The organism is Fusibacter bizertensis, assembly GCF_029914245.1.
Taxonomy (GTDB): domain Bacteria; phylum Bacillota; class Clostridia; order Peptostreptococcales; family Acidaminobacteraceae; genus Fusibacter_C; species Fusibacter_C bizertensis.
The window spans coordinates 203287-224406 of the sequence record NZ_JARYZI010000002.1 but is presented as its reverse complement, the minus strand read 5'-3'; the positions used below and the strand labels follow the sequence as shown (position 1 = coordinate 224406).

Genomic DNA, 21120 nt, shown 5'->3' with positions numbered 1-21120 from the left:
TGATCTCATGGTATGAACTACGCTTAATTGGACAGTAACGAATAAAAAGTTGGAACAAACAAAACTATTAAAAAAATTAGAGGAGAAAAACATTATGAAAATTAAGAATATGATATTAACATCGGTATTGTTAGCAATGGGGTTTGTACTACATGCGATTGTCCCTGGATTTTTCGGAATGAAATTTGATTTATTGTTAACATTTATGTTTATAGCGATTATGATTAATCCGTCTATTAAGAACACATTACTTGCAGGTCTTCTAAGTGGTATATTAACAGCGATGACTACTACTTTTCCAGGGGGACAGTTGCCTAACATGATTGATAAAGTAGTGACTGCATTTATAGTATTAGCACTTGTAAAAGTCTTGATGAATGTAAAAAGTGATTCAGTAAAATCAGGCATTATAGGTTTTGTAGGAACAGTGTCAAGTGGGATGATATTTTTAACATCAGCACTTCTTATTGTGGGCTTGCCTGCACCACTTGGAATTTTAGTTACTTCAATTGTTGTGCCAACGGCAATCGCTAATACGGTTATCACTGTTATTGTCTATAAAACTGCAGTCATGGCACTTGGAACACGTAAACCCGTTTTAGATTAGTGTCTAACCGGAATTTCATATAGTACTGTATCAGAAAATTAGATATACTATAACTAGAATAAAGAAAATCTACTGATGCATTAAAAATAGTTATATGAAATTGAGGTGCTAAATGTTAAAAATATCAAATGAGATAATCGAAGATTGTATGATGAATTTCGTTCATCATACAACTTCAATGGTAATTATCGCGGATGAGTATGGAAAAATCATGTATTCAAACCAAGCCTTTAAAAGCATGCTTAAGTTGGATTTTAAAAAGGATGAACTACAGGATGAACTAAAACTTTGGCAATATGTGAGTCCATATTCTAAGTGGCTTTGTCAAGATGTCTTTTCAAGTATGGCACCAGGAGAAAATGATACTTTAGAAATAGTTTTTAAAGATAAAAATGACATTCCTCTTCATACTGAAGGTAAATTCACCTGTGTATTGACTAATTCAGAAGCAACCAAAATGATAGTTGGTATAATAGAAGATGTATCCGAACGAAATATGTTTACACTGGAACATACGAATCTCATGAGACAATTAGAGCAAAATACTGATTATCTAAATTTGGTCTATAAAGCCTATGGGGCGCTTTTAGAAGAAAGCGATTTGAGTCTTGATCAAAGGATTTGCCAAGTGTTAGCATTGTTAGGTGAGAAGGTTTATGCAGATCGTGCATTTGTAATTTATTATGACTTTGTAAATGGTCTTATAACTAATCCATATGAGTGGTGTGCAGAGGATATTCAAAGTAAGAAGGTTGGGTTTCAAGATAAGAACATGTCTACTTTTAAGACTTGGATAGATGTTCACCGCGATGGTGAGCGAATCTATATAGAAGATCTCGGTAGGCTCCCTTTTGATGATTCTATCCGGAACTCACTTGAACCTTTTGGTGTGATGAGTACAGTTTCAATCCCACTTATCAAAAATGGGGAATGTTATGGGTGTATCGGTTTTGATTCAGTAAAGATCAACCGTACCAATGCAGAATTTGAAACGAAACTCTTAAGTGACATAAGTGGCGTTTTGCTTAGTGAAATTTTAAAAAAAAGGCTTTGAAATGGATGCCTAATATAATATAGACGATGAAGGTATAATATAGGGATAGATATTGTAGTTTCTTTCTGATTACAAAGCGTTAACAACGATGGGATTCGCTTGATTCTATCTTCGCCTAATGATAGAATGAGATTATAAAAGTTTCACATGGAGGGTTCTATGAACTACAAATATACTATATTGGCAGTTGCATACAAAGATGTTACAGAAGAAGTTGAAAAAAAGATCAATGAATTTAGTATTAGAACTATTGATGAAACAGATGATTTAGTTTCTTACTGTACTTATGGACGACAATTTGATCAAGATTCAAGAGTTTGCATTTATCTAGAATGGTATCAAAATAACATATTAAAATACCTAGCAGAAGGCTATAAAATCGTACTTTTGGAAATTCCTTTTAATTCAAATGAGCCTATTGTAAAAGCACTTGAACAAATTGACATCGAACTTGGTGAACAAGTACTTGTAATAGAGCATGATGACATTTGATTATTAACCCGTCCAAGTGACGGGTTTTTGTTTGACTATAGTGGGGTACACCATGAAGATGAATTTTTGGAAAATTACAAGAAGACTCCTTTTAATTGTATTGATGATTGCAATTGTTTTCACTGTGCCAATTGTTTTTACGGGTTATCAAATGTATAAAGCTGCAGTAGAAGAAGTTTCTATTGCTTCGAAAGTAGCTGAAATAAAGAATGATGGAAGTTATGTGAATTTTGATGAAATTTCAAGTAATTTTTTAGTACAAGTAGTTGAATCTGAAGATCGAAAATTTTATGATCATTTTGGCATCAATATCACATCAACCGCTAGAGCCTTTATCAAAAATTTTCTAGCAGGTGCAAAACTAGAAGGCGGTAGCAGCATAACACAGCAACTTGCAAAAAATATGTATTTTACATTTGAGAAGCGATACGAACGCAAAGTAGCAGAACTCTTTGTTGCGTTTCAGCTTGAAAAAGTATATACAAAAGAGGAGATTTTGGAACTATATTGTAATATTGCATATTTCGGTGAAGGAACCTATGGCATCGAAGAGGCAACATTACACTATTTTGGAAAAGAACCTTTTGATATGACTGATGAAGAAGCTGCAGCCCTTGTGATAACACTGAAAAGCCCCAATAATTATAATCCTAATGCCATGAAATAATAACATAAATTTCCTAAGCGATGCTCAAAATAAGCATCGCTTTTTTAAGAATGTTCCAACTTGTTGTGACGAAATCTATAGATTCACTGTCCGAAGATTCTTAGAGCATCTTTCAGGGTATCAGTAATAAATAGAGTTATAAATATAAAAAAGGGGGTAAAATGCCAAAATTACTTTATAAAATAGGGTTCCCAAGTCTCGCCGTAGCCATTGTCTTAGTTATAATCTTAACTAGCTCATCTAATGGTATATCTTTTGCTTCCGAGGACGTTATAACTTTTGAAAAAGGATATAATGCAGATTCTGATACTTTGTATCAAATGGCTCAACAATTAGTAAAACGCTATGCTTTTTTGTTAGAACTTGAAGTAATTGGTGAGTCACAAGATGGCAATCCGATCTATGCGATTCGTATGACTTATAATATTTTTAGATATAACGATTATGATTATGTTGATAAGACACATATATTAATAGATGGTGGCGTGCATGCAAGAGAAACATATAATCCAGTAATAGTACTAAAAATGGTTGAAGATTACATTAAAGACTATTACAACGATTCCTATTTACCTGATCAAAACGTAAGGGAGCTTCTTCATACGAGTGTTATTCATTTTTTGCCAATCATTAATCCAGACGGTTTTGATGTTGCGAAATTTGGAACTGAGAGCATTTCAAACTTGGAAGTAGCAAATAACTTCACTTCTCTTATACCGGATTTAAAACCAAATAGGTTAAAAGCCAATTTAAGTGGTGTCGATTTAAATCGCAATTTTGAAGATGTTTATTTTGATGTTGAAGCTTCAAAATGGGTAGATTTATGGGGGGAATCCGGTTTATATAGAGATACTGATCAACCTGGAGAGGACTATTATAAGGGGGTTGAATCGGCTTCAGAAATTGAGACCCAAACACTAATGACTTATATGCTTAGATATGATTTCAGAGCGTATTTGACATACCATAGTATGGGACAGGTACTATATTACTGGATAGATCATCTAGGAGCACCGTATTATAAATTAAATAAAGATTATGCAGAGAAGATTAGTGCCGTAACCGGTTATGCACTGATGGTACCAGATAAATATATGGAATATGGGTTTTCAACGGATTATTTTGCGAATAATACCACTAAACCAGCGATTACCTTAGAGACAACTAGTTCCTTTGTATTTCCAACGCCCTTATCCTTTTATTCTCATGAATACTATGCACATAGACTATGGGAAGTGCCGCTGGCGATGTTGCATAAAATTAAATCGGATGGCTACTATGATTATAAAGTTTATGTAGATAACAGATATGTACGCGATGTGATTAGTGATGTTTATGCAAAGGCAATCGCAAAAGAACTTAATGGCGCTGTACATGAATACAAAGGCAAGCCAAGCCTTACGCTGAGTAAAAAGATAAAGTTAGAATTAGGAAATGACTACTATTTTGAAGATGCAGTTCAGTCTGAGGCTTTGAAAGTGTTTGTTTCTTTTAGAGAGGCTTTTGTTCAGATGGGTTTTGATATTAGTTATGATGCAACAACAAATTCAGCTATTGCTACACATGATTCAAAGGCCTATAAACTAGATCTTAAAGAGATGCGACTTACAGATGAGGAAGGAAAGCTTATTAATGAAGAAAGCGTCTTTTTTGTTCTAGAAGGTAGAGTCATGGTGCCGCTAGAATTTGCAGCGGCACTAATGAATCAATCTGTTGAAGAAATCAATATTCAAGATTTAGGTAAAGTGATTTATGTGGATTTGGATCAATGACATATGTGCATTAAAACTTTTCCACATAGTACCCTGTGACACTTTTTTCTTTAAATCCAGTTTTTTTATAGAGCTGATATGCAGTTAAGTTAGTATTATCAACATCAATGATAATATCATGTGAGTTTTGGGAGAGGTTATAGATTACTTCTTGTAAAAATTCTTTTCCATAACCTTTACCTTGATGTGATTTTAAAACTGCAAGGCCATTGATAAAATAGGTGTTGTTTTCAAAGCCAACTATGAGTGTACAGATTGGCTCGTAACTTAGCTGACCAAGGTAGATTGTGCGTGTGGGATTTTGGAAGCACGCCTCTATAAAGGGATAGGCGATCTCATATTCATCACCAAAAGCATCTACACTAATGTTTGTAACTTTGTATGCATCTCTTTCGTTAGCGCGAGTAACCAATAAACGAGAAGCTCTAGTCGCTTGATGGGCTTGATCATATTCTAGTGTATACTCGGTATGATGGAATGGAATCTGTAGTTGTTCAATAAATTGTTTACCTGATGCAGAATTTTCATTGTTAACATATAGCATTTGTTTATAACCATATTCGCTAAGGATTTGCTTAGCTCTATTTTTTAGAGTTTTCGCAAGTCCTTGGTTTCTTTTTTGCGGTAATACAGCGATGGCGATTTCACCTTCAAATGTATTGATCGCCATAATACTACAAATCGCTATAGGTTTGTCATTTTCTAGTTCTATTAGATAACAAGGCATTTCTTTAAATAGATTGATTTTTATATCGAGCTGAACGCAAGGCGTTGCTTGATCATACAATTTACATTCATCTAGTAAGTGCTGAAGCTGATCTGACAAATCTACTGAAAGTGTATTGGTAGTTACCATTTTTCCCCCCCTTGAAACTTTAAATAGTTATTAGCATCATCATATCACTTTCTCTACTTTAGGTACAAGAAAATCCTTGTATCCACTTTTATTGAATTTGACAAAAGTAATTAAACATGATACGTTTAAATCAGTAATTTAGTAAATTACTAATTTACTAAATTACTGATTACCGCATCTAAAAACTAACAAATTAACAGAGTTTTGGATCTTAACCTATAAATTGAAGTACAGGAGGTTGTAATGAATATTCCAATGCAGTTAAAACATAAACCAGTAGTAGTGGTCGAAAATTATGATCAAATAGATGGTAGAAATGCTTATAATTCTGAAGCAAAGGGTTTATCACTTGGATTAGCACAATGGAATGATCGAGGAAAAGTTGATATTTCAGCTAAGATTTGGAGATACACAGGCGAAAAATGGTCACGTCAATCGGAAGAGATGCCTATGCATAGAGTGCTAGATTTGGCGATATTGATCAGTAGAAGCAAACAACATTTTATGGAAGCGTATAGATATGAAAAACTTTATGATCCTCAAAAGCCAGTGATTGATCGTGTAGGTGTACAAGGTGATGCCATGACAGTTGCAATTGCTGTAGAAAATGACAAGATTGATGAAGATTTAAAATTATTTGCTCAAGCAATGAGTAATGACGATGAACTTATATCAGAGAGATTGAGAACTTTGTCAAGTATACTAAAGGAGATGGGTTACTGATGGAAAAAAGTGAAAAAAAGAAAATGATTGAAGCCTATAAAAACACACAACATCCCATGGGTGTTTTTTGTATCATGAAAAAAGAGCCGATCGCAAATGATCCGAGAGTTCATGTTCAAATAGCGAAGAATTTTAAAGCAATTATCAATAGTACAAAAATGAAGTTGAATTCTAATTTTTATCCTATTAGAGAATTGCAAAATGACTGGCGTTTGTATGGAGAGGATGCTTTTGTCATCAAAGAACTAGAAGAACTTGAGTATACAAAAGATGACCCAAATGCAGATTATAGTGAGGAACTTGAGATTTTGAAACTGATGTGGGAAGATCGATTTAAAGCAGATGGGATTAGAAAATATGAAAGGCGTGATAAAAGCAAGTAAGATCAAAGATTTAACAATTAATGCGCTAAGAGTTGCAGCCTAAGGCTAGATTTGATGTATACAGACATTGAATTTAGTCTTTTTTTTTACTATTACCTATCAATTGGTTTATAAAACGTACGAAATGGTAATATTACTATAGGGGATACGGAGGTATATATGCAAAAAGGGAATAGAAAGAATCAAGCAACTGAGAAGTCAAATATATGGAAAGGTTTAAGGGTTTTATAATGACCGATGCGTTATGGATACAAATTATACAGATGCTCTCGATTTTCATCGTAATCCCAGTGATTATCCCGCAAATATTGCCAAATCAAAATAAAAAACAGTTTTGGGATTTGTTTAAGATTATACTCATGATAACACTTCTATTAGTGCCAATAGTACTAGTTTATCCTGCGGTGAGAATTGTTTATATGGTGGTTATACTTTTTATAGCAGGACACAAGTGGTTTAACTTTAACCTCAATCAATCTCTCTGGTTTGCATTTTCTATATTGGGTGTATTTCTTATAGCTGAAGTAGTTTCTACGACACTTGTGATGCCAATCTTCACCAATAGTTTCAGACTATCTCAATCTTCTATTGCATTTAACTTTATAAGTATGATTGCAATTGTGATATTGGTCGCTTTAGGGTGTCCGTTTTTAGCTAAACCCATCAAGCGTTTATTATCTGATAGAGTTTACCTTAAAAAGTATCAGATTACAATGACAATTGTTTTTGTAACTATGATGGCTATGATGATTCTATTTGTCACGCTGATAACAAACGATGTATTTCAATATACTGCTAATCCAATAGTAGTTTTCTTGTTCTATATTTTGTTAATTGGTGGTGCACTTATTTCAATATATTTTGTTGATAAGTACTATAAAAGTATTTATGAAATCAACCAATATAAATCGAGATTATCATCTATAAAACCAGAGCTTGAAAAGTCGTCACAATTTTTACACAGTGTAGAGTTCGATATCTCAAATGCAACTTTTAGAAATAACAGTTTCGAAAATAATTATCTTGAGAAAATGCTTTACAATGGTAGGAATAGCCAGATTTACCTACTGAAAAATATGGACTCTAAAGAAAAGTTAACTTTAAAAGCAATTGAGAAATCACAAGGCATAAAATACGATTTTACAAATTTAACGAGTTTGACTTATGACCATTTATCACCAGTTCTCGATTGGGGAGAGGGAGAGAACTATTATTATGTCATTAAACCTTTCGTCAATGGAACAGATGCTCAGACAATTGTAGAACAAAATGGACCTTTTTCTGCTCATGAAGTAAAACATATAATTTTATGTGTGGCACGAGTCCTTGACTATATGCATTCACAAATTGAACCGATTATATACAGGGATGTAAAGCCAAGTAACATTATACTGGGAGCTGACCAAGAGGTGACTTTAATTGATATAGAATCAGTCAGAACGGTAAATGAGGATAAAACTTCAGATACTTTTATCATTGGAACAAAAGGTTATGCGTCACCTGAACAATATGGATTTAGCCAATCTTCGCCACTTTCAGATGTTTATGGCATAGGTGCTACTGCCTTTTTCCTTCTTACAGGGAGAATGCCAGATATTAAAGAAGCTGAACGAATTAAATGGGATTTGACTGAAAAAGATAATTTTGATCTGAATCAGTTAACAACAATGATACAAAAGTGTATGAAGTTCGCACCGGAACAACGTTATCAAAACATCAAGGAAATAATTTCTCTTTTAACGAGTTCATAAGGTATTCTTATAACAATATTATCAAACATAGAATGATACATTTGTTTAGTGAGTGAAGTTTGTGTTAAAATAGATACATCAATCCCATCAGGAGGTTAAAATGATCAAATTAATTGCTGATTCTACTTGTGACTTAAGTCAGGAGATTATTGACAAATATAAAGTCGGCATTGCCCCATTAAGTATCAACATAGATGGAAAAACATATCGTGATCGTATCGATATCACTGCAGATATGTTTTTCGCTAAAATCGCTGAATATAAAACGCATCCAACGACTGCAATGCCATCGCCAGCGGTTTTTATTGAACTTTTTGAACAAGCTTATACAAGTGGTTGCAAAGAAATTCTTTGTATTTGTATGTCAAGTAAAACGAGTGGTTCGTATCAGTCTGCGATGATTGCTAAAGAATATTTTACAGAAGAGCACAAAGGTGAATCGTATAAAATTCATGTTGTTGATAGTACTTCTATGAGTCATGGAAGTGGTTGGTTGATCATCAAAAGCGCACGTCTGATTGAAAAAGGTGCGTCATTTGATGAAGTCGTAGCATATAATGAAAAATACAAACGCAATGTGAAACATTTTCTATCAGTAGATGATCTTGATAACCTTGTTAGAAGTGGAAGATTACGTTATGGTAGTGCTTTGATTGGCAAAATCATGAAAGTAAAACCAATTATGACGATGAAACAGGGTGAAGGAGCAATAGTCAGTAAAGAACGTGGTCGAAAGGCTGTTCTTAAGCATTATATTAATGCTTTTAAAGCTAGAGTAGATTTGACGGAAACTGATTTTGTAATTGTTGGCTATACTTCTGATAAATTATATGCTGAAAACTTAGTACATCTTATTGAAAATGAAACAGACTTTAAAGGTGAAATTTTAGTGATGCAGATGGGTGTAGCAGTTGGTACACATGTTGGATTGGGTGGTCTCTCATTTTATTTCTTGGAGAAACCTCACATCAAAGATGGGTTGTTGATTAACAATATTCATAAAATTAAAGATAACTTTGAAAAATAACTTGTAATATAACTTGTAATATAACAGAAAACTAGAAAAGCGAATCCATCTGTTCTTAGGTGTACTTTAAGAACTTGGATTCGCTTTTATTATATCTTGTGTTATTCTTTAGTAATCGTCTCAACTGGCGGGTCGATAATTTTTTCTTTTCCTAAATAGTTAGGCATATCTAAGCCAGCAAGATTAAATAGCTCGTTAAGTGGTGGAACAGATTGCATCATACCTGAAAGGAATTTTGCAGTATTTGTTTTACCATCTTCACCACCAAGGTTATCCCAAACTGTAACTTTATCAATCTTGATGTTTTTAATCGCTTCAACTTGCGTAGAAATAAGTTCAGGTAATTTATCAACAATCATTAGTTGCATTGCAGCATTAGAGCTCCCTGTCGCTTCGACAATTGCTTTAAAACCTTCTGCTTGTTTCATTAACATCTCGTTGATACCTCTAGCTTCAGCTTCTAGTTTCAAGTAGATCGCATCCGCTTCACCGCGTGCTTGTCTTCTAATACGCTCAGCATCTGCTTCAGCAGAGATCTCTGCCATTTGTTTATCAATGTGTGCTTGAACAAGTTGATCGGCTTCTCTAGTTGCTTTTTCCAGTTCAGCACGGGCAATCTCAGCAGCTTTTTCAGCTATATATGATTCTTCAAGTGCCTTTGCTTGTTGAATTTTTTCTGCTGCTACAGCTCTTTTAGTTGCAATCGCTTCCATTTCACGTCTTTCAGCATCAGATTCAGCAATCTTGATCCGCGATTGGTTTTCACCATCAACGGCAGTTGCATTCGCCTCAGCTACTTTAACCCTTTGGTCCATAACGGCCTGTGATTCTCCGATTGAACCATCTCTTGTTTTTTGAGCAACAGAGATTTTAGCATCGTTGACTGCTTTAGATGCAGCTTCTTTACCAAGTGCGTCAATATAACCAGATTCATCACTGATGTCTGTGATGTTTACGTTGATAAGTCTTAGACCGATTTTTTTAAGTTCGGATTCAACATTTCGAGTAACTTCTTCTAGGAATTTATCACGGTCAGTATTGATTTCCTCTATATCCATAGTTGCAACAACCAATCTTAATTGACCAAAAATGATATCTTTTGCTAATTCTTGAATCTCAACTAATTTTAAGCCTAGAAGTCTTTCAGCAGCGTTTTGCATAACTTCAGCTTCTGTGCTAATTCCAACTGTAAATCTAGAAGGTACATCGATACGAATATTTTGTTTAGAAAGTGCATTTTGAAGATTAACTTCAATAGATATAGGTGTTAAATCTAAATACTCATAGGCTTGAAATACTGGCCATACAAGGGTTGCACCACCGTGTATACATTTTGCACTTTTGATACCTTGGTCGTTTGATCCAACCATACCATATTTGACAAGAATCTTGTCAGATGGACACTTTTTATACCTTGAGAGCAATGCAACAATGATAACGAAAACAAACAATACTGCAAGTGAAACGAAAATTAAACCTGATGAGTTCTCAAAAGACATGTCTTCCTCCATATACTAATTTTTTTTGACAAGTAACTTTGACTGGCCAACTACACCGATTACACTGACTTGAGTCCCTGTTTTTATAGGTTCATCTTCATCGGTAATGGCTTCTACCTCACTCAAAGTTCCTTGAATGACAATCATAATCTTGCCATAGCTTTGGCGATGAGATGGGATAGGTATGTAGACTTCACCAGTGTTTCCAATGGCATTTTGATAATTGATTGTGCCATTCCTCTGCATCTTACTTACTAAAAAGAACAACCCCATGGAGATCGCCATAAACGTAACACCAATTATAAAAGAAATAATGGCAGTTACTACTGGACTTGTTCCTTGACTTAATAGCCATAAACCACTCCAACCGAAAAAAGTGAAAAAAGCCACAATATTTCTAATTGAAAAGAGTGTTAGTCCGGTTTCTCCGATCATGTCTACATCACCATCACCATCGAAATCAACATCGATTTCTCCGGATAAGCCAAGTAAAGTCATGATTGATTGAACGATTAGTATAAGTGAAGCAGGTACAGCAACGTAAAGAAAAAATTTATCCATGCATTTCACCTCCTGCAGTTTTAGAATACCATATAATTCGTTAAGTTTTCTTAAATACACATTAAAATTCAATAAAAGTAGACTTTCTTTTATGATATAATTAAATTGATTCGAGTACCGAAGTAAAGGAGGATATGATGTTAAATAAGATAGAAGCAGGTGAATATCTCATAGTTCTAAATAAAGATGAAGATAGTATCTCTTTAGTTTCTCTTAATATGTCAAAAGTGATCAAGACAATTTCTTCTGATCACAACCCACATGAAGTCGTTGTGACACCAGACGGAAAAAAAACATATGTAACGTGTTCACTTGGGAATACAATAGATGTAATTGATAACTCAAACTTTGAGATCATCAACAGGATTGTGGATAAGGATTTTGACTTTCCACATGGTCTTGGGATAAACAAAGAGGGAGTGCTGTATGTGGCATCTACGTATAGTTCAAAAGTTTTTTTTATTGATACTGCTACAGATCAAATTGTTAATTGTATCGATACTGGTGAAGTACACTCGCATATGGTTGCGCTTACACCCGATGAAAAAACAATATATGTCCCCAATATAGGCAGTGATAACATCTCGATCTTATCAGCAGATACTCAATCCATTACAGGTGTGATACCTGTAGGTAAGGGACCAGAAGGAGTAGCTGTACATCCTGAAGGCAAATGGCTATATGTAGCCAACCAACATGAAAACAATTTATTTATAATGGATACAACTCAACATGAAATTTTATGGAAAAGAAAAATCGGTTCTTGTCCGATTAGGATTGTATTTTCTCCAGATGGAAAATATGCTTTGATTCCAAACAGAGAATCTGATGACTTAACAGTAATACTTACAGCACAAGAAATTGCAGGTTTTACTAGACCGTGGGAGATAAAAAGAATCCCTGTTGGAAAATGGCCAGGTGGTACTGTATTTAGTAATAATGGCTTAAAGGCTTATGTCGCTAACAATAAAACAAATGATTTATCAATTATCGATATGGCGCTTCTCAAAGAAGTAGGTCGGATTGACGTGGGCATTCATCCTGATGGTATAGCACTATTAACAGTTTTATAACTAAATAAACAAAAAATAAAAAAGGAAGGTTTGGGCCTTCCTTTTTTGCGCGCTTCTGAACCAGGAGAGAATTTCAGAAGATTCTATATTTATGTGACATAAATAGTAGACAATTAATCTTAAAAATTAAAACCACGTCTTAAGATTAGACGTTAGCAACTTCAGAATCTTTAATAAACATCGCAGTAATTATGAATCCGAAGATATAGGCAACCACTAACCCTACGAAGTAGTTAAGCATAGAGTTTGGTTGCATCAAAGGAATAGCAGTCAATCCAGATGGTCCCCAAGCTGTAGACATAACCTTTTGAAGCATCACATATGCACCGCCGAAACCTGCACCTAAACCTGCTGTAATAAAAGGTTTACCCAAAGGTAATGTAACACCGTAAATTAGCGGTTCTCCGATGCCTAAGAAACCAGCTGGTAATGCACCCGAGATAACTTTCATCAACCTCATATTTTTTACTTTTTTTGCTTTCATATAGATAGCAATTGCGGCACCAACTTGTCCAGCACCAGCCATTGCAAGAACTGGGAACAATGATACGCCGCCCATAGCTTCAAGTTGGACCGCATAGATTGGTATCAAGCCATGATGGAGTCCAAGTAAAACCATAGGTAAAAATAGTGCAGATAATACATAGCCTGATATGATACTAACTACAGGATTTGTAGAGTTAACAAGTAGTTCTAAACCATTAACCAACCAATCAGAAAGAATACCTGTGATAGGCATGATGACTACTAATAAAAGTGCTGCTGTAATAAAGAGTGTTACCATAGGTGTTAACATGAGATCGAGCACATCTGGGACTCTTTTACGAACAGCTTTTTCAACTTTTGCAAGGATATAAACGCCGACGATAACTCCGATTACACCACCTTTACCACTTCTTAAGATGGAATTAAGTGGCGAATCTGCATTGTATAGACCAATCAAACCTGAGATATCATTGATTTGTGCCATAACCGTCATGGCACCCACCATACCACCAAGTGCTTCAGTTGCACCGAATACTCTAGCAGCACTAACACCAGTAAAAATAGTAAAGTAGCTTAAGAAAGCGCCACCCATAAGTGAAAGTACCAATCTAGTGATGTTCCATACTTCGGAAGCAGGTAAGCTTCCAGTACTTTGTAAGTTTGTGATTAAGCCAGCGAAGCCGTTAAAAATACCGGCAGCAATAATTGCGGGAATTAATGGAATGAAGATTTCACCGATGGTTCTTAGCCCTTGTTTAAACGAACTTTTTTTGTTTTTACTTTGTACTTTTTCTTTGTTTGCTTTCCAATCTTCATCTACTGTAGAGGTTGGAATGTTGTAACTTGCTTTAAATAGATCCATTAGCTTTTGTGCTTTACCAGGTCCAACGATTATTTGGAAGGTGTCATCTTCCACAACGCCCATTACACCTTCAAGTTGCTGAATTGCTTCCTTTTGAATTAAAGCTGGATTTTTTACTTTAACCCTAAGTCTTGTCATGCAATTGGCAATGGAATCGATATTACTTTCAGTGCCAAGTAGAGTGATAATTTCCTTTAACAATTCTTGGTTGCTCATAATTTTTCCCCCTTGAACAAGCTGTATTAGATCAAAGCTTTAAGCGCTTCTCTCACATTTCCTTGTGATGCTTGTAGTGCTTTTTGAGCAGTCTCTAAAGCCGCATCACTGAGTAACATAACTATGGATAACTTAACATTTCCATTTGTCTTTTCTAAAACTTCTTGAACCGTTTCTCTGTCAGCACCAGTAGCATCCATAACAATAATTTTTTTTCTTTCAATTAGTTTAATATTTGTTGCCTGTACATCAACCATCAAGTTCTTGAAAACTTTTCCGTTTTTGATCATAGAAACAGTAGTTAGCATATTAAGTACTAATTTTTGAGCAGTTCCTGCTTTTAACCTAGTAGAGCCTGTCACTACCTCAGGTCCGACAACCACCGTGATTGGGATGTGAACAGCATCTTTTAAAGGTGCTATATCGTTGCACATCACGCCGATCGTGTGACAGCCTATTTCACGTGCGTATTCAATTGCACCTAGAACATATGGTGTTCTTCCACTGGCAGCGATTCCTACCACTACATCAGATTTATCAAGTTTAATGTCAATCAAATCTGTTTTACCTTGTAGAAAATTATCTTCAACATCTTCAATTGCGTTTCGAAGTGCATAGTCTCCACCAGCAATTAATCCCACTATTTGATTTGGATCGGTTCCAAAAGTAGGTGGACATTCTGATGCATCTAGCACACCTAAGCGACCGCTAGTCCCAGCGCCAATATAGATTAACCTAGCGCCAGATTTCAATGCGGGTGCAATAATATCCACAGCCTGGCTGATAGCATCTAACTGACTTTCAATAGCACTCATTACTTTATAATCCTCTTGATTCATTAATTTCAGGATAGATAGAGTATCTAGTGCATCTATATTTTCAGTTAAAGGATTTCTTTGTTCCGTTTTCATTTGTTTTAAATTCATGCGTGCCTCCAAGTCTTTCTTGACACCAATATATAATAAAATATTCCGCGTGTCAAGAATAAATATAATATAATATTCCATTTGTTTGTGATAAAATATTCTCTATAGGAGGTGACTGTATGTCGTGTTTTACAAGAATTGATAACATGCGTTCAGAATTGACAGGAAGTGAAAATCAAATATCTGATTATATAATAGATAACATAGAACTCGCAAAAACATATACATCAGTTGAATTGGCAACAGCTTCTGGTGTAAGTCAATCAGCTATTGTTAAATTTTGCCAAAAACTTGGCTATAAAGGGTATTCTGAGTTTAGAATTGCCATGAATGAAGCTGCCACTAAGAGAGCACAGCGGAGATATATTCATGATCAGATTGGTATAGAAGATTCCCCAGAGACAATTATGCTTAAAATTGCTCAAAACAGCAAAAACGCTATCGATTCTACTATGGATGTAAATAATCCTGACGTTTTAAGAGAAGCTGCTGATTGTCTATCAAGTTCAAGTAAAATCATACTACTTGGAATTGGAGCATCTGCACTTGTGGCTATGGATTTTTTCCATAAATTACTTAAAATTGATAAGCACGTTATTTTTGATCTTTCCAGTCATGTACAGCTTGCATCGATTGCGACATTAAAGCCAGATGATGTGGTGTTTGCAGTATCATATTCTGGTGAAAGTAAGGAAATCATTGTGGCTGCAGAACAAGCAAGACGAAAAGGTGCAAAACTGATCTCACTGACCCGTTATTCTAAAAACACTTTAGTTGAAATCTCTGATATCAACCTCTATGCCATCGCAGAAGAAAATACGGTGAGGTCTTCTGCAATTGCATCGAGGATTGCGCAACTTACTATTGTGGATAGTTTATTTATTATGATGGTTTTACAAAATACTGAATATGCAATGCAGCGAATTGCAGAAAGTAGTGATATTGTAAAAGCATTTAAAACTGGGAGATAACTTTGAAAGTATTATATTTTAGTCCAACAGGAAATACAAAGAAAACATCTATCTTTATTTCAAAATCAATAAGGAAAAAACTGGGTTGTGCTTCACAATTTCTTCAGACGGTTGAAGCCATAGATTTTACGAGTATAAATGTACGTAAATCAGAATCGCATCTCAGAAATATTTCGACTTTTTTTAGTAGTGAAGATATTGTAATCATAGGCTTGCCAGTTTACGCAGGTAGAATTCCAAATGTGCTTTTGAAGTATTTAAAGCAATATGTTGGTAGTGGTGCGCATCTAATAATTGTACTGACTTATGGCAATCGACATTATGATGATGCAGCAAAAGAGGCATATCAAATTTTTTCAAATTGTGGGTTTGATGTTTTCGCTGTAATATGTGTCGTTGGAGAGCACTCCTTCTCAAACATACTGGCTAAAGATAAGCCCAACCAGTTGGATTTTATAATACTAGAAGATGTTGCTGATCTTTTAGTAAGGTGTATAAAGAAGAACAAAGAGAAAAATATAGTGAAATCAGTTTCAACCATAGAAGAATATATAGAACACATGGATATATTTACAGATCAAATACTTATAAAAAATATCGAAGGGCTAAAAACAGAAGTACCTTTAAAGCCTTATTTTCAGCCACTTGATAAAAATGGATATCCTTTTAACTTTATAGGGATTAAACCTATAACAGATCAAAACTGTACAGCTTGTGGATTATGTGCAAGCATCTGTCCAATGGGGGCTATAAAAAAGGATGCTTTTGATACAGTTAATGGCCCATGCCTCAAGTGTTGTGCCTGTGTTAAAAGATGCCCAGTAAATGCAAAATCTTTTGTAGATGAAAATTTTATTAAACATCGTTTGGAACTTGAAGAGGCTTATAGTGAAAATATAAGAAAAACTGAACTCTATATATAGAATAAAACAATTTCTTAAAATGTGACAAGAACACTTTTGTAATCATTACAAGTATGCTATACTATGTATTGTGATTCATAAAGACATATTATACACAGGAGGCTCACATGGAAAGAATTGTTGGCGCTAAAGCGCCTAGCTTTAATATGGCAATTGCAAAAGGAGATGGTTCAGGTTTCGATCGTATCTCATTAGAAGATTATAAAGGTAAGTGGTTAGTAATGTTTTTCTATCCCCTTGATTTCACATTTGTATGCCCAACAGAAATAACAGGCTACTCAAAAAAATACGAAGCATTTAAAGAGTTGGATGCAGAAGTAATTGGTATTAGTATTGATAGTGAACATTCACACAAAGCTTGGATTAATTCAGATTTAGGAAAACTTAATTTCCCACTTGCAGCGGACTTAACTAAATCAGTTGCAAGAGATTATGGCGTGCTGATTGAAGAAGAGGGCATTGCATTAAGAGGTCTTTTCATTATAGATCCCCAAGGGACTGTAAGGTATAGTGTAGTTCATGACCTTAACGTAGGCCGAAGTGTTGACGAAACTTTAAGAGTATTACGCGCGCTAAAAACTGGTGGATTATGTCCAGTTGATTGGTCTGAGGGAGATGAATTACTTTAAGAGAATAGTTAAATAAATCAAAGGTAGTTAAAATATAGATCAGAATGACTGACATTTTTCAGTTATTCTGATTTTTTTTGTTAAGTTAGGATATGACGTGATAAAATAGGGTAAACTTATGATGAGATAGAAAAAATGGAGGCGTCTATGAAACCTAAAGAAAGATGTGGTTGGCTCAATCTTAATAACGAATTATATGTGAGTTACCATGACCATGAATGGGGCGTACCTGTACACGATGACCAGAAGCTATTTGAAATGCTAATTTTGGAAGGCGCGCAAGCTGGGCTATCTTGGGAGACGATTCTAAAAAAAAGAGATAATTATCGAGATGCATTTGATCGCTTTGATGTTGATAAGGTAGCGCTCTACGATGACGAAAAGATAGCGTCACTACTTTTAGATGAAGGTATCGTTAGAAATCGACTCAAAGTCACTTCGGCAGTAACCAATGCTAGAATCTTTAAAATGATTCAAGATGAATATGGTTCTTTTGATCGTTACCTATGGGGCTTTGTAAATAACACGCCAGTTGTCAATAAATTTGAAGTGTTATCAGAAGTTCCAGCAAAAACAGAACTTTCGGATCAAATATCAAAAGATTTAAAAAAGCGTGGAATGAAATTTGTTGGATCAACAATTATCTATGCATATATGCAGGCAATTGGTATGGTAAATGACCATACTCTTAATTGTTTTAGACATGAGGAAGTGAAATTGTGAATAAATCGATGCTTTATTTAGAAGGACTATTTGAAGGCTTTGCTGCTAACGCAGAGGATGCTGTTTTTGAATGGCAGCATTTTAAAGATGTTTCATATTATGCTCAGTTACTTGCACATTCAAGGCAATTAGATGTAGAGATAGCTTCGTTAATTGCATATGGACATGATGCAGGTCGTACACATGGAGGTATACATGGAAAGTTACATGCCAAGGAAAGTGCAAAAGTTTTGAAGCAACTGCTCGTAGATAAAGGATATGCTAACTTGTATCAGAAAAAAGAAATGAAAATAGTACTACGTGCTATAAAAAACCACAGTAAAAAAGATCAAATAGATGATGTTTATAGTGAGCTAATTAAAGATGCAGATACTTTAGCACACATAGATGAACAGTTGGAAGTCGATGTCAATGGATATGAGTTTACGCGCTATCTTGCTTTAAAAAGTCATATACAATTAGATCAAGTAGCGTCGATTCACGATTGGGTCAGGATTTTTTTTAAACTTAATGGTCATTTAAATGTTTTGTGGAATGAAGGATTCTCAACCGAATCGCAAGATGAGTGGGTGCATCAGGTCAGGACAACTACTCGAAAATTAAGAAGTATAATTACTATTTTTAGTAAGACAGAATATTATTTTGATGAACCTTCTTTTAAATCTATTTTAAAAGAATACGAAACAAAACTAAAACAAATACTCAAACATCTGGAAGCTGCAAGGCGTTTGGCTGTTTTCATTAATATGGAAGCTTATGATGTTCAAAAGAAGAAGCTAGACACATTATACCAAATTGAGCTTGAGCATATAAAAAAGCTATTAAAAGATGATACAATTGAACTGGATCGTACACTAAAACTTTCTTTTAACTGTATTGATACAGAGCAATGGATAAAGAGTTGTAATGGCATTATTAATCAACAGATAGTACGTTACATTAAAAGAGTCTCTAAACTTGAACTTGAAAACGATGAAAAAATACACTTTGTTAGAGTTAAAGGAAAACAGCTGAAATATTTATTTGAATTAGGGCTAATATCAAATGCGAATAAACATCTATATGATATGATTAAGGAATTTCATGATATATCAGGAGAACTACATGACATAAAAGACGCTATGAATTATAAACATTCAGCACATTACTTTGATACAAAGACACTCGAAAAAAAGCAAAAGAATGATTTGATAAGACTTAAAAAAACTATCTTCTACTTCAAGTTAGTATAATGTTGTTTCAAAATTACAATTAAGATACATGAGGAGGCTACATGAAGACCATACTAGGACTCGATATAGGTGGAACAAAAATTCTAGGTGTTTTATATGACCTTGATGGCAAGGAATTAGCGAGAGAAAAAAAGAAAACAAAAGCAAATGAAGGCCTAGAGGTAGTGATGAGCCAAATTTACAAAGTCATTGATGCGCTTAAATCTTTTGAAGATGCACAAATCCTTGCAATCGGAGCTGGTGTGCCTGGTATTGTGGATGATAATGGTACGGTTGCATTCTCGCCGAATATACCTTTTAGAGACTTTACACTGGGTAAAAAATTATCTGAAAGATATGAAGTACCAGTATATGTAGGCAATGATGTCAATGTTGCCATGTATGGCGAATACAAGCATTTAGATAGTAGAGCAAGCAAGCATGTACTGGGAATTTTCATAGGCACTGGTGTAGGTGGTGCGATCATCATTGATGGCAAACTATATACTGGACAAGGAAGTGCTGGAGAATTTGGTCACATGGTTGTCAGCGCTGATGGTGCATATTGTGGTTGTGGTGCACAGGGATGTCTTGAGGCATATGCTTCTAAGACAGCAATTCAAAAGTATATCTTAAAACAATTGACCAAAGGTCGAAAATCTATGTTTTCGGATCTCTTAGAAGAAGACGGTGCGGTTTTAAAAAGTTCTTCTATACGTAAAGCTTATGATGCGCATGATGAACTTGCAAAAGAAGTTGTCGATCGATTGGCACGTTATATGGGGATTGCTGTGGGAAGCTTGGTAAACCTTTATCACCCTGAGATGATGATCATAGGAGGCGGCATTACAGAGGCACTTGGTGATTTACTCCTTGAAAAAATCATCAGTGAATCAAGGCAACATGCAATGCCTGGTCTTATGGAAACTGTTAATTTTACTGTATCAGAACTTGCAGATGAGGCCGGTGTGTTTGGTGCGTACCAATTGGCCCAAAATATGTTATAATAATTGATGCATCACTAAACTATAGCGTGTGTATAAAGTGAGGTTTCAATGACAGACTATCAAAAGAAAAAACTTATCGATTTAGTATTGATTTTAGTGGGAATCATCTTTGTTGGGATGTTCTTGAGAACACAGTTGAAGGATCCGATTATCATAGAAGTCGATAGCACGAAGCCGCAAGTAGAGCGTTCTTATTTCACAGGTGGATATGTAATTGATAATCAAGACAGTGAACTACCATCAAATATGGATATCCAAACAGTAGAAGTAAAAATGGATACGGCTTATATAGATATAAAAATCACATTTGGTCAGATTCCATCTGAATTGGAGGGTATTATATCAAAGTTAGATTTAGAAATTTTATTTGATGTAAATCAAGATGACGATAGACTTGATGATGTTATTGTAAAACATGTATATAAGGGAAATGGTGCATTTGATGGATATACAGGTGATTCTTTTGAATCCATGCTGATAAGAAATGAAAAGGATGGAGAAAAGGTTTTGAGTGCTGTAGTAGTGGAACAAGTTGATAATACCTTGTTGGTTCAAGTACCATTTACTCAAAAGCTTGGAATTGATTCAGAAACACCTGTTAAAGTTGTTTTTGAAGGTGATTATAATCAAATGTACTATGAAGACATTGCACCGTAATGATGTTGCGCTATGAATTTTTGAGATAAGATAAAGCGATATAG

Annotated in this window: 22 protein-coding genes; 17 read left to right on the top strand and 5 right to left on the bottom strand. The window is 34.8% G+C overall.

The window, feature by feature from the left end; genetic code table 11:
- Positions 1-94: 94 nt before the first annotated feature.
- The 5 genes from QE109_RS04385 (at position 95) to QE109_RS04365 (ending at position 4592) form a co-directional block, all read left to right on the top strand.
- Entirely contained in the window at positions 95-607 is a 513-nt protein-coding gene (locus QE109_RS04385; RefSeq protein ID WP_281093185.1) for a tryptophan transporter, read from the top strand.
- 112 nt (positions 608-719) lie between these two features.
- On the top strand, positions 720-1661 hold the full coding sequence (locus QE109_RS04380; RefSeq protein ID WP_281093184.1) for a PAS domain-containing protein: 942 nt from the start codon (positions 720-722) through the stop codon (positions 1659-1661).
- Positions 1662-1820: 159 nt separating this feature from the next.
- The gene (locus tag QE109_RS04375; protein ID WP_281093183.1) at positions 1821-2153 is read left to right on the top strand and encodes a hypothetical protein; all 333 of its coding nucleotides are present in this window, start codon (positions 1821-1823) and stop codon (positions 2151-2153) included.
- Positions 2154-2205: 52 nt separating this feature from the next.
- Entirely contained in the window at positions 2206-2820 is a 615-nt protein-coding gene (locus QE109_RS04370) for a biosynthetic peptidoglycan transglycosylase (protein ID WP_281093182.1), read from the top strand.
- Positions 2821-2981: 161 nt separating this feature from the next.
- On the top strand, positions 2982-4592 hold the full coding sequence (locus tag QE109_RS04365; protein WP_281093181.1) for a M14 family zinc carboxypeptidase: 1611 nt from the start codon (positions 2982-2984) through the stop codon (positions 4590-4592).
- 10 nt (positions 4593-4602) lie between these two features.
- Here the strand turns inward: QE109_RS04365 and QE109_RS04360 are convergent, their stop codons facing one another.
- Positions 4603-5448: a GNAT family N-acetyltransferase gene (locus QE109_RS04360; RefSeq protein ID WP_281093180.1), complete on the bottom strand. Its 846-nt coding sequence runs from the start codon at positions 5446-5448 to the stop codon at positions 4603-4605.
- Positions 5449-5691: 243 nt separating this feature from the next.
- Here QE109_RS04360 and QE109_RS04355 point away from each other — a divergent pair, with 243 nt between their 5' ends.
- The 4 genes from QE109_RS04355 to QE109_RS04340 all read left to right on the top strand — a co-directional run bounded on the left by QE109_RS04355 (position 5692) and on the right by QE109_RS04340 (position 9332).
- A complete protein-coding gene (locus QE109_RS04355; protein WP_281093179.1) occupies positions 5692-6171 on the top strand; it encodes a DUF6530 family protein in 480 nt (159 codons plus the stop codon).
- The gene (locus tag QE109_RS04350) at positions 6171-6554 is read left to right on the top strand and encodes a GIY-YIG nuclease family protein (RefSeq protein WP_281093177.1); all 384 of its coding nucleotides are present in this window, start codon (positions 6171-6173) and stop codon (positions 6552-6554) included. The genes QE109_RS04355 and QE109_RS04350 overlap by 1 nt, the downstream gene beginning before the upstream one ends.
- 206 nt (positions 6555-6760) lie before the next feature.
- Positions 6761-8305, top strand: coding sequence for a protein kinase domain-containing protein (locus QE109_RS04345; RefSeq protein ID WP_281093176.1), 1545 nt, complete (start codon positions 6761-6763; stop codon positions 8303-8305).
- 100 nt (positions 8306-8405) lie between these two features.
- Positions 8406-9332 (top strand): DegV family protein, encoded by a 927-nt coding sequence (locus tag QE109_RS04340; RefSeq protein WP_281093175.1) that lies wholly within the window; start codon positions 8406-8408, stop codon positions 9330-9332.
- A 101-nt stretch (positions 9333-9433) separates the two neighbouring features.
- Here QE109_RS04340 and QE109_RS04335 read toward each other — a convergent pair whose 3' ends face one another.
- The gene (locus tag QE109_RS04335) at positions 9434-10831 is read right to left on the bottom strand and encodes a flotillin family protein (RefSeq protein WP_281093174.1); all 1398 of its coding nucleotides are present in this window, start codon (positions 10829-10831) and stop codon (positions 9434-9436) included.
- A gap of 15 nt (positions 10832-10846) precedes the next feature.
- A complete protein-coding gene (locus tag QE109_RS04330) occupies positions 10847-11392 on the bottom strand; it encodes an NfeD family protein (protein WP_281093173.1) in 546 nt (181 codons plus the stop codon).
- Between the two features lie 137 nt (positions 11393-11529).
- Between QE109_RS04330 and QE109_RS04325 the strand changes: the two genes are divergently transcribed.
- Positions 11530-12465, top strand: a complete 936-nt coding sequence (locus QE109_RS04325; RefSeq protein ID WP_281093172.1) for a YncE family protein — start codon at positions 11530-11532, stop codon at positions 12463-12465.
- A gap of 145 nt (positions 12466-12610) precedes the next feature.
- On the opposite strand, the gene QE109_RS04320 is transcribed toward QE109_RS04325, so the two are convergent.
- Together QE109_RS04320 and murQ are read right to left on the bottom strand one after the other, a co-directional pair.
- Positions 12611-14029 (bottom strand): PTS transporter subunit EIIC, encoded by a 1419-nt coding sequence (locus tag QE109_RS04320; RefSeq protein ID WP_281093171.1) that lies wholly within the window; start codon positions 14027-14029, stop codon positions 12611-12613.
- A gap of 26 nt (positions 14030-14055) precedes the next feature.
- Positions 14056-14955, bottom strand: a complete 900-nt coding sequence (gene murQ / locus QE109_RS04315) for an N-acetylmuramic acid 6-phosphate etherase (protein WP_281093170.1) — start codon at positions 14953-14955, stop codon at positions 14056-14058.
- Between the two features lie 119 nt (positions 14956-15074).
- Here murQ and QE109_RS04310 point away from each other — a divergent pair, with 119 nt between their 5' ends.
- The 7 genes from QE109_RS04310 to QE109_RS04280 all read left to right on the top strand — a co-directional run bounded on the left by QE109_RS04310 (position 15075) and on the right by QE109_RS04280 (position 21076).
- A complete protein-coding gene (locus QE109_RS04310; RefSeq protein WP_281093169.1) occupies positions 15075-15926 on the top strand; it encodes a MurR/RpiR family transcriptional regulator in 852 nt (283 codons plus the stop codon).
- A 2-nt stretch (positions 15927-15928) separates the two neighbouring features.
- Complete coding sequence (locus QE109_RS04305) at positions 15929-16849, top strand: 4Fe-4S binding protein (RefSeq protein ID WP_281093168.1); 921 nt, start codon at positions 15929-15931, stop codon at positions 16847-16849.
- 107 nt (positions 16850-16956) lie between these two features.
- The gene (locus QE109_RS04300; protein ID WP_281093167.1) at positions 16957-17478 is read left to right on the top strand and encodes a peroxiredoxin; all 522 of its coding nucleotides are present in this window, start codon (positions 16957-16959) and stop codon (positions 17476-17478) included.
- A 147-nt stretch (positions 17479-17625) separates the two neighbouring features.
- On the top strand, positions 17626-18201 hold the full coding sequence (locus QE109_RS04295; RefSeq protein ID WP_281093166.1) for a DNA-3-methyladenine glycosylase I: 576 nt from the start codon (positions 17626-17628) through the stop codon (positions 18199-18201).
- Positions 18198-19433, top strand: a complete 1236-nt coding sequence (locus QE109_RS04290; protein ID WP_281093165.1) for a CHAD domain-containing protein — start codon at positions 18198-18200, stop codon at positions 19431-19433. The genes QE109_RS04295 and QE109_RS04290 overlap by 4 nt, the downstream gene beginning before the upstream one ends.
- 41 nt (positions 19434-19474) lie before the next feature.
- On the top strand, positions 19475-20419 hold the full coding sequence (locus QE109_RS04285; protein ID WP_281093164.1) for an ROK family protein: 945 nt from the start codon (positions 19475-19477) through the stop codon (positions 20417-20419).
- Positions 20420-20467: 48 nt separating this feature from the next.
- On the top strand, positions 20468-21076 hold the full coding sequence (locus QE109_RS04280; protein ID WP_281093163.1) for a hypothetical protein: 609 nt from the start codon (positions 20468-20470) through the stop codon (positions 21074-21076).
- Positions 21077-21120 lie beyond the last annotated feature (44 nt).

What these genes read in the sequence shown, in the direction of transcription:
- QE109_RS04310 (WP_281093169.1), top strand. Translation starts at nt 15,075, where the DNA reads ATGTCGTGTTTTACAAGAATTGATAACATGCGTTCAGAATTGACAGGA.
- QE109_RS04320 (WP_281093171.1), bottom strand. Translation starts at nt 14,029, where the DNA reads ATGAGCAACCAAGAATTGTTAAAGGAAATTATCACTCTACTTGGCACT.
- QE109_RS04340 (WP_281093175.1), top strand. Translation starts at nt 8,406, where the DNA reads ATGATCAAATTAATTGCTGATTCTACTTGTGACTTAAGTCAGGAGATT.
- QE109_RS04385 (WP_281093185.1), top strand. Translation starts at nt 95, where the DNA reads ATGAAAATTAAGAATATGATATTAACATCGGTATTGTTAGCAATGGGG.
- QE109_RS04355 (WP_281093179.1), top strand. Translation starts at nt 5,692, where the DNA reads ATGAATATTCCAATGCAGTTAAAACATAAACCAGTAGTAGTGGTCGAA.
- QE109_RS04350 (WP_281093177.1), top strand. Translation starts at nt 6,171, where the DNA reads ATGGAAAAAAGTGAAAAAAAGAAAATGATTGAAGCCTATAAAAACACA.
- QE109_RS04285 (WP_281093164.1), top strand. Translation starts at nt 19,475, where the DNA reads ATGAAGACCATACTAGGACTCGATATAGGTGGAACAAAAATTCTAGGT.
- murQ (WP_281093170.1), bottom strand. Translation starts at nt 14,955, where the DNA reads ATGAATTTAAAACAAATGAAAACGGAACAAAGAAATCCTTTAACTGAA.
- QE109_RS04360 (WP_281093180.1), bottom strand. Translation starts at nt 5,448, where the DNA reads ATGGTAACTACCAATACACTTTCAGTAGATTTGTCAGATCAGCTTCAG.
- QE109_RS04365 (WP_281093181.1), top strand. Translation starts at nt 2,982, where the DNA reads ATGCCAAAATTACTTTATAAAATAGGGTTCCCAAGTCTCGCCGTAGCC.
- QE109_RS04300 (WP_281093167.1), top strand. Translation starts at nt 16,957, where the DNA reads ATGGAAAGAATTGTTGGCGCTAAAGCGCCTAGCTTTAATATGGCAATT.
- QE109_RS04295 (WP_281093166.1), top strand. Translation starts at nt 17,626, where the DNA reads ATGAAACCTAAAGAAAGATGTGGTTGGCTCAATCTTAATAACGAATTA.
- QE109_RS04380 (WP_281093184.1), top strand. Translation starts at nt 720, where the DNA reads ATGTTAAAAATATCAAATGAGATAATCGAAGATTGTATGATGAATTTC.
- QE109_RS04345 (WP_281093176.1), top strand. Translation starts at nt 6,761, where the DNA reads ATGGAAAGGTTTAAGGGTTTTATAATGACCGATGCGTTATGGATACAA.
- QE109_RS04280 (WP_281093163.1), top strand. Translation starts at nt 20,468, where the DNA reads ATGACAGACTATCAAAAGAAAAAACTTATCGATTTAGTATTGATTTTA.
- QE109_RS04335 (WP_281093174.1), bottom strand. Translation starts at nt 10,831, where the DNA reads ATGTCTTTTGAGAACTCATCAGGTTTAATTTTCGTTTCACTTGCAGTA.
- QE109_RS04375 (WP_281093183.1), top strand. Translation starts at nt 1,821, where the DNA reads ATGAACTACAAATATACTATATTGGCAGTTGCATACAAAGATGTTACA.
- QE109_RS04325 (WP_281093172.1), top strand. Translation starts at nt 11,530, where the DNA reads ATGTTAAATAAGATAGAAGCAGGTGAATATCTCATAGTTCTAAATAAA.
- QE109_RS04370 (WP_281093182.1), top strand. Translation starts at nt 2,206, where the DNA reads ATGAAGATGAATTTTTGGAAAATTACAAGAAGACTCCTTTTAATTGTA.
- QE109_RS04330 (WP_281093173.1), bottom strand. Translation starts at nt 11,392, where the DNA reads ATGGATAAATTTTTTCTTTACGTTGCTGTACCTGCTTCACTTATACTA.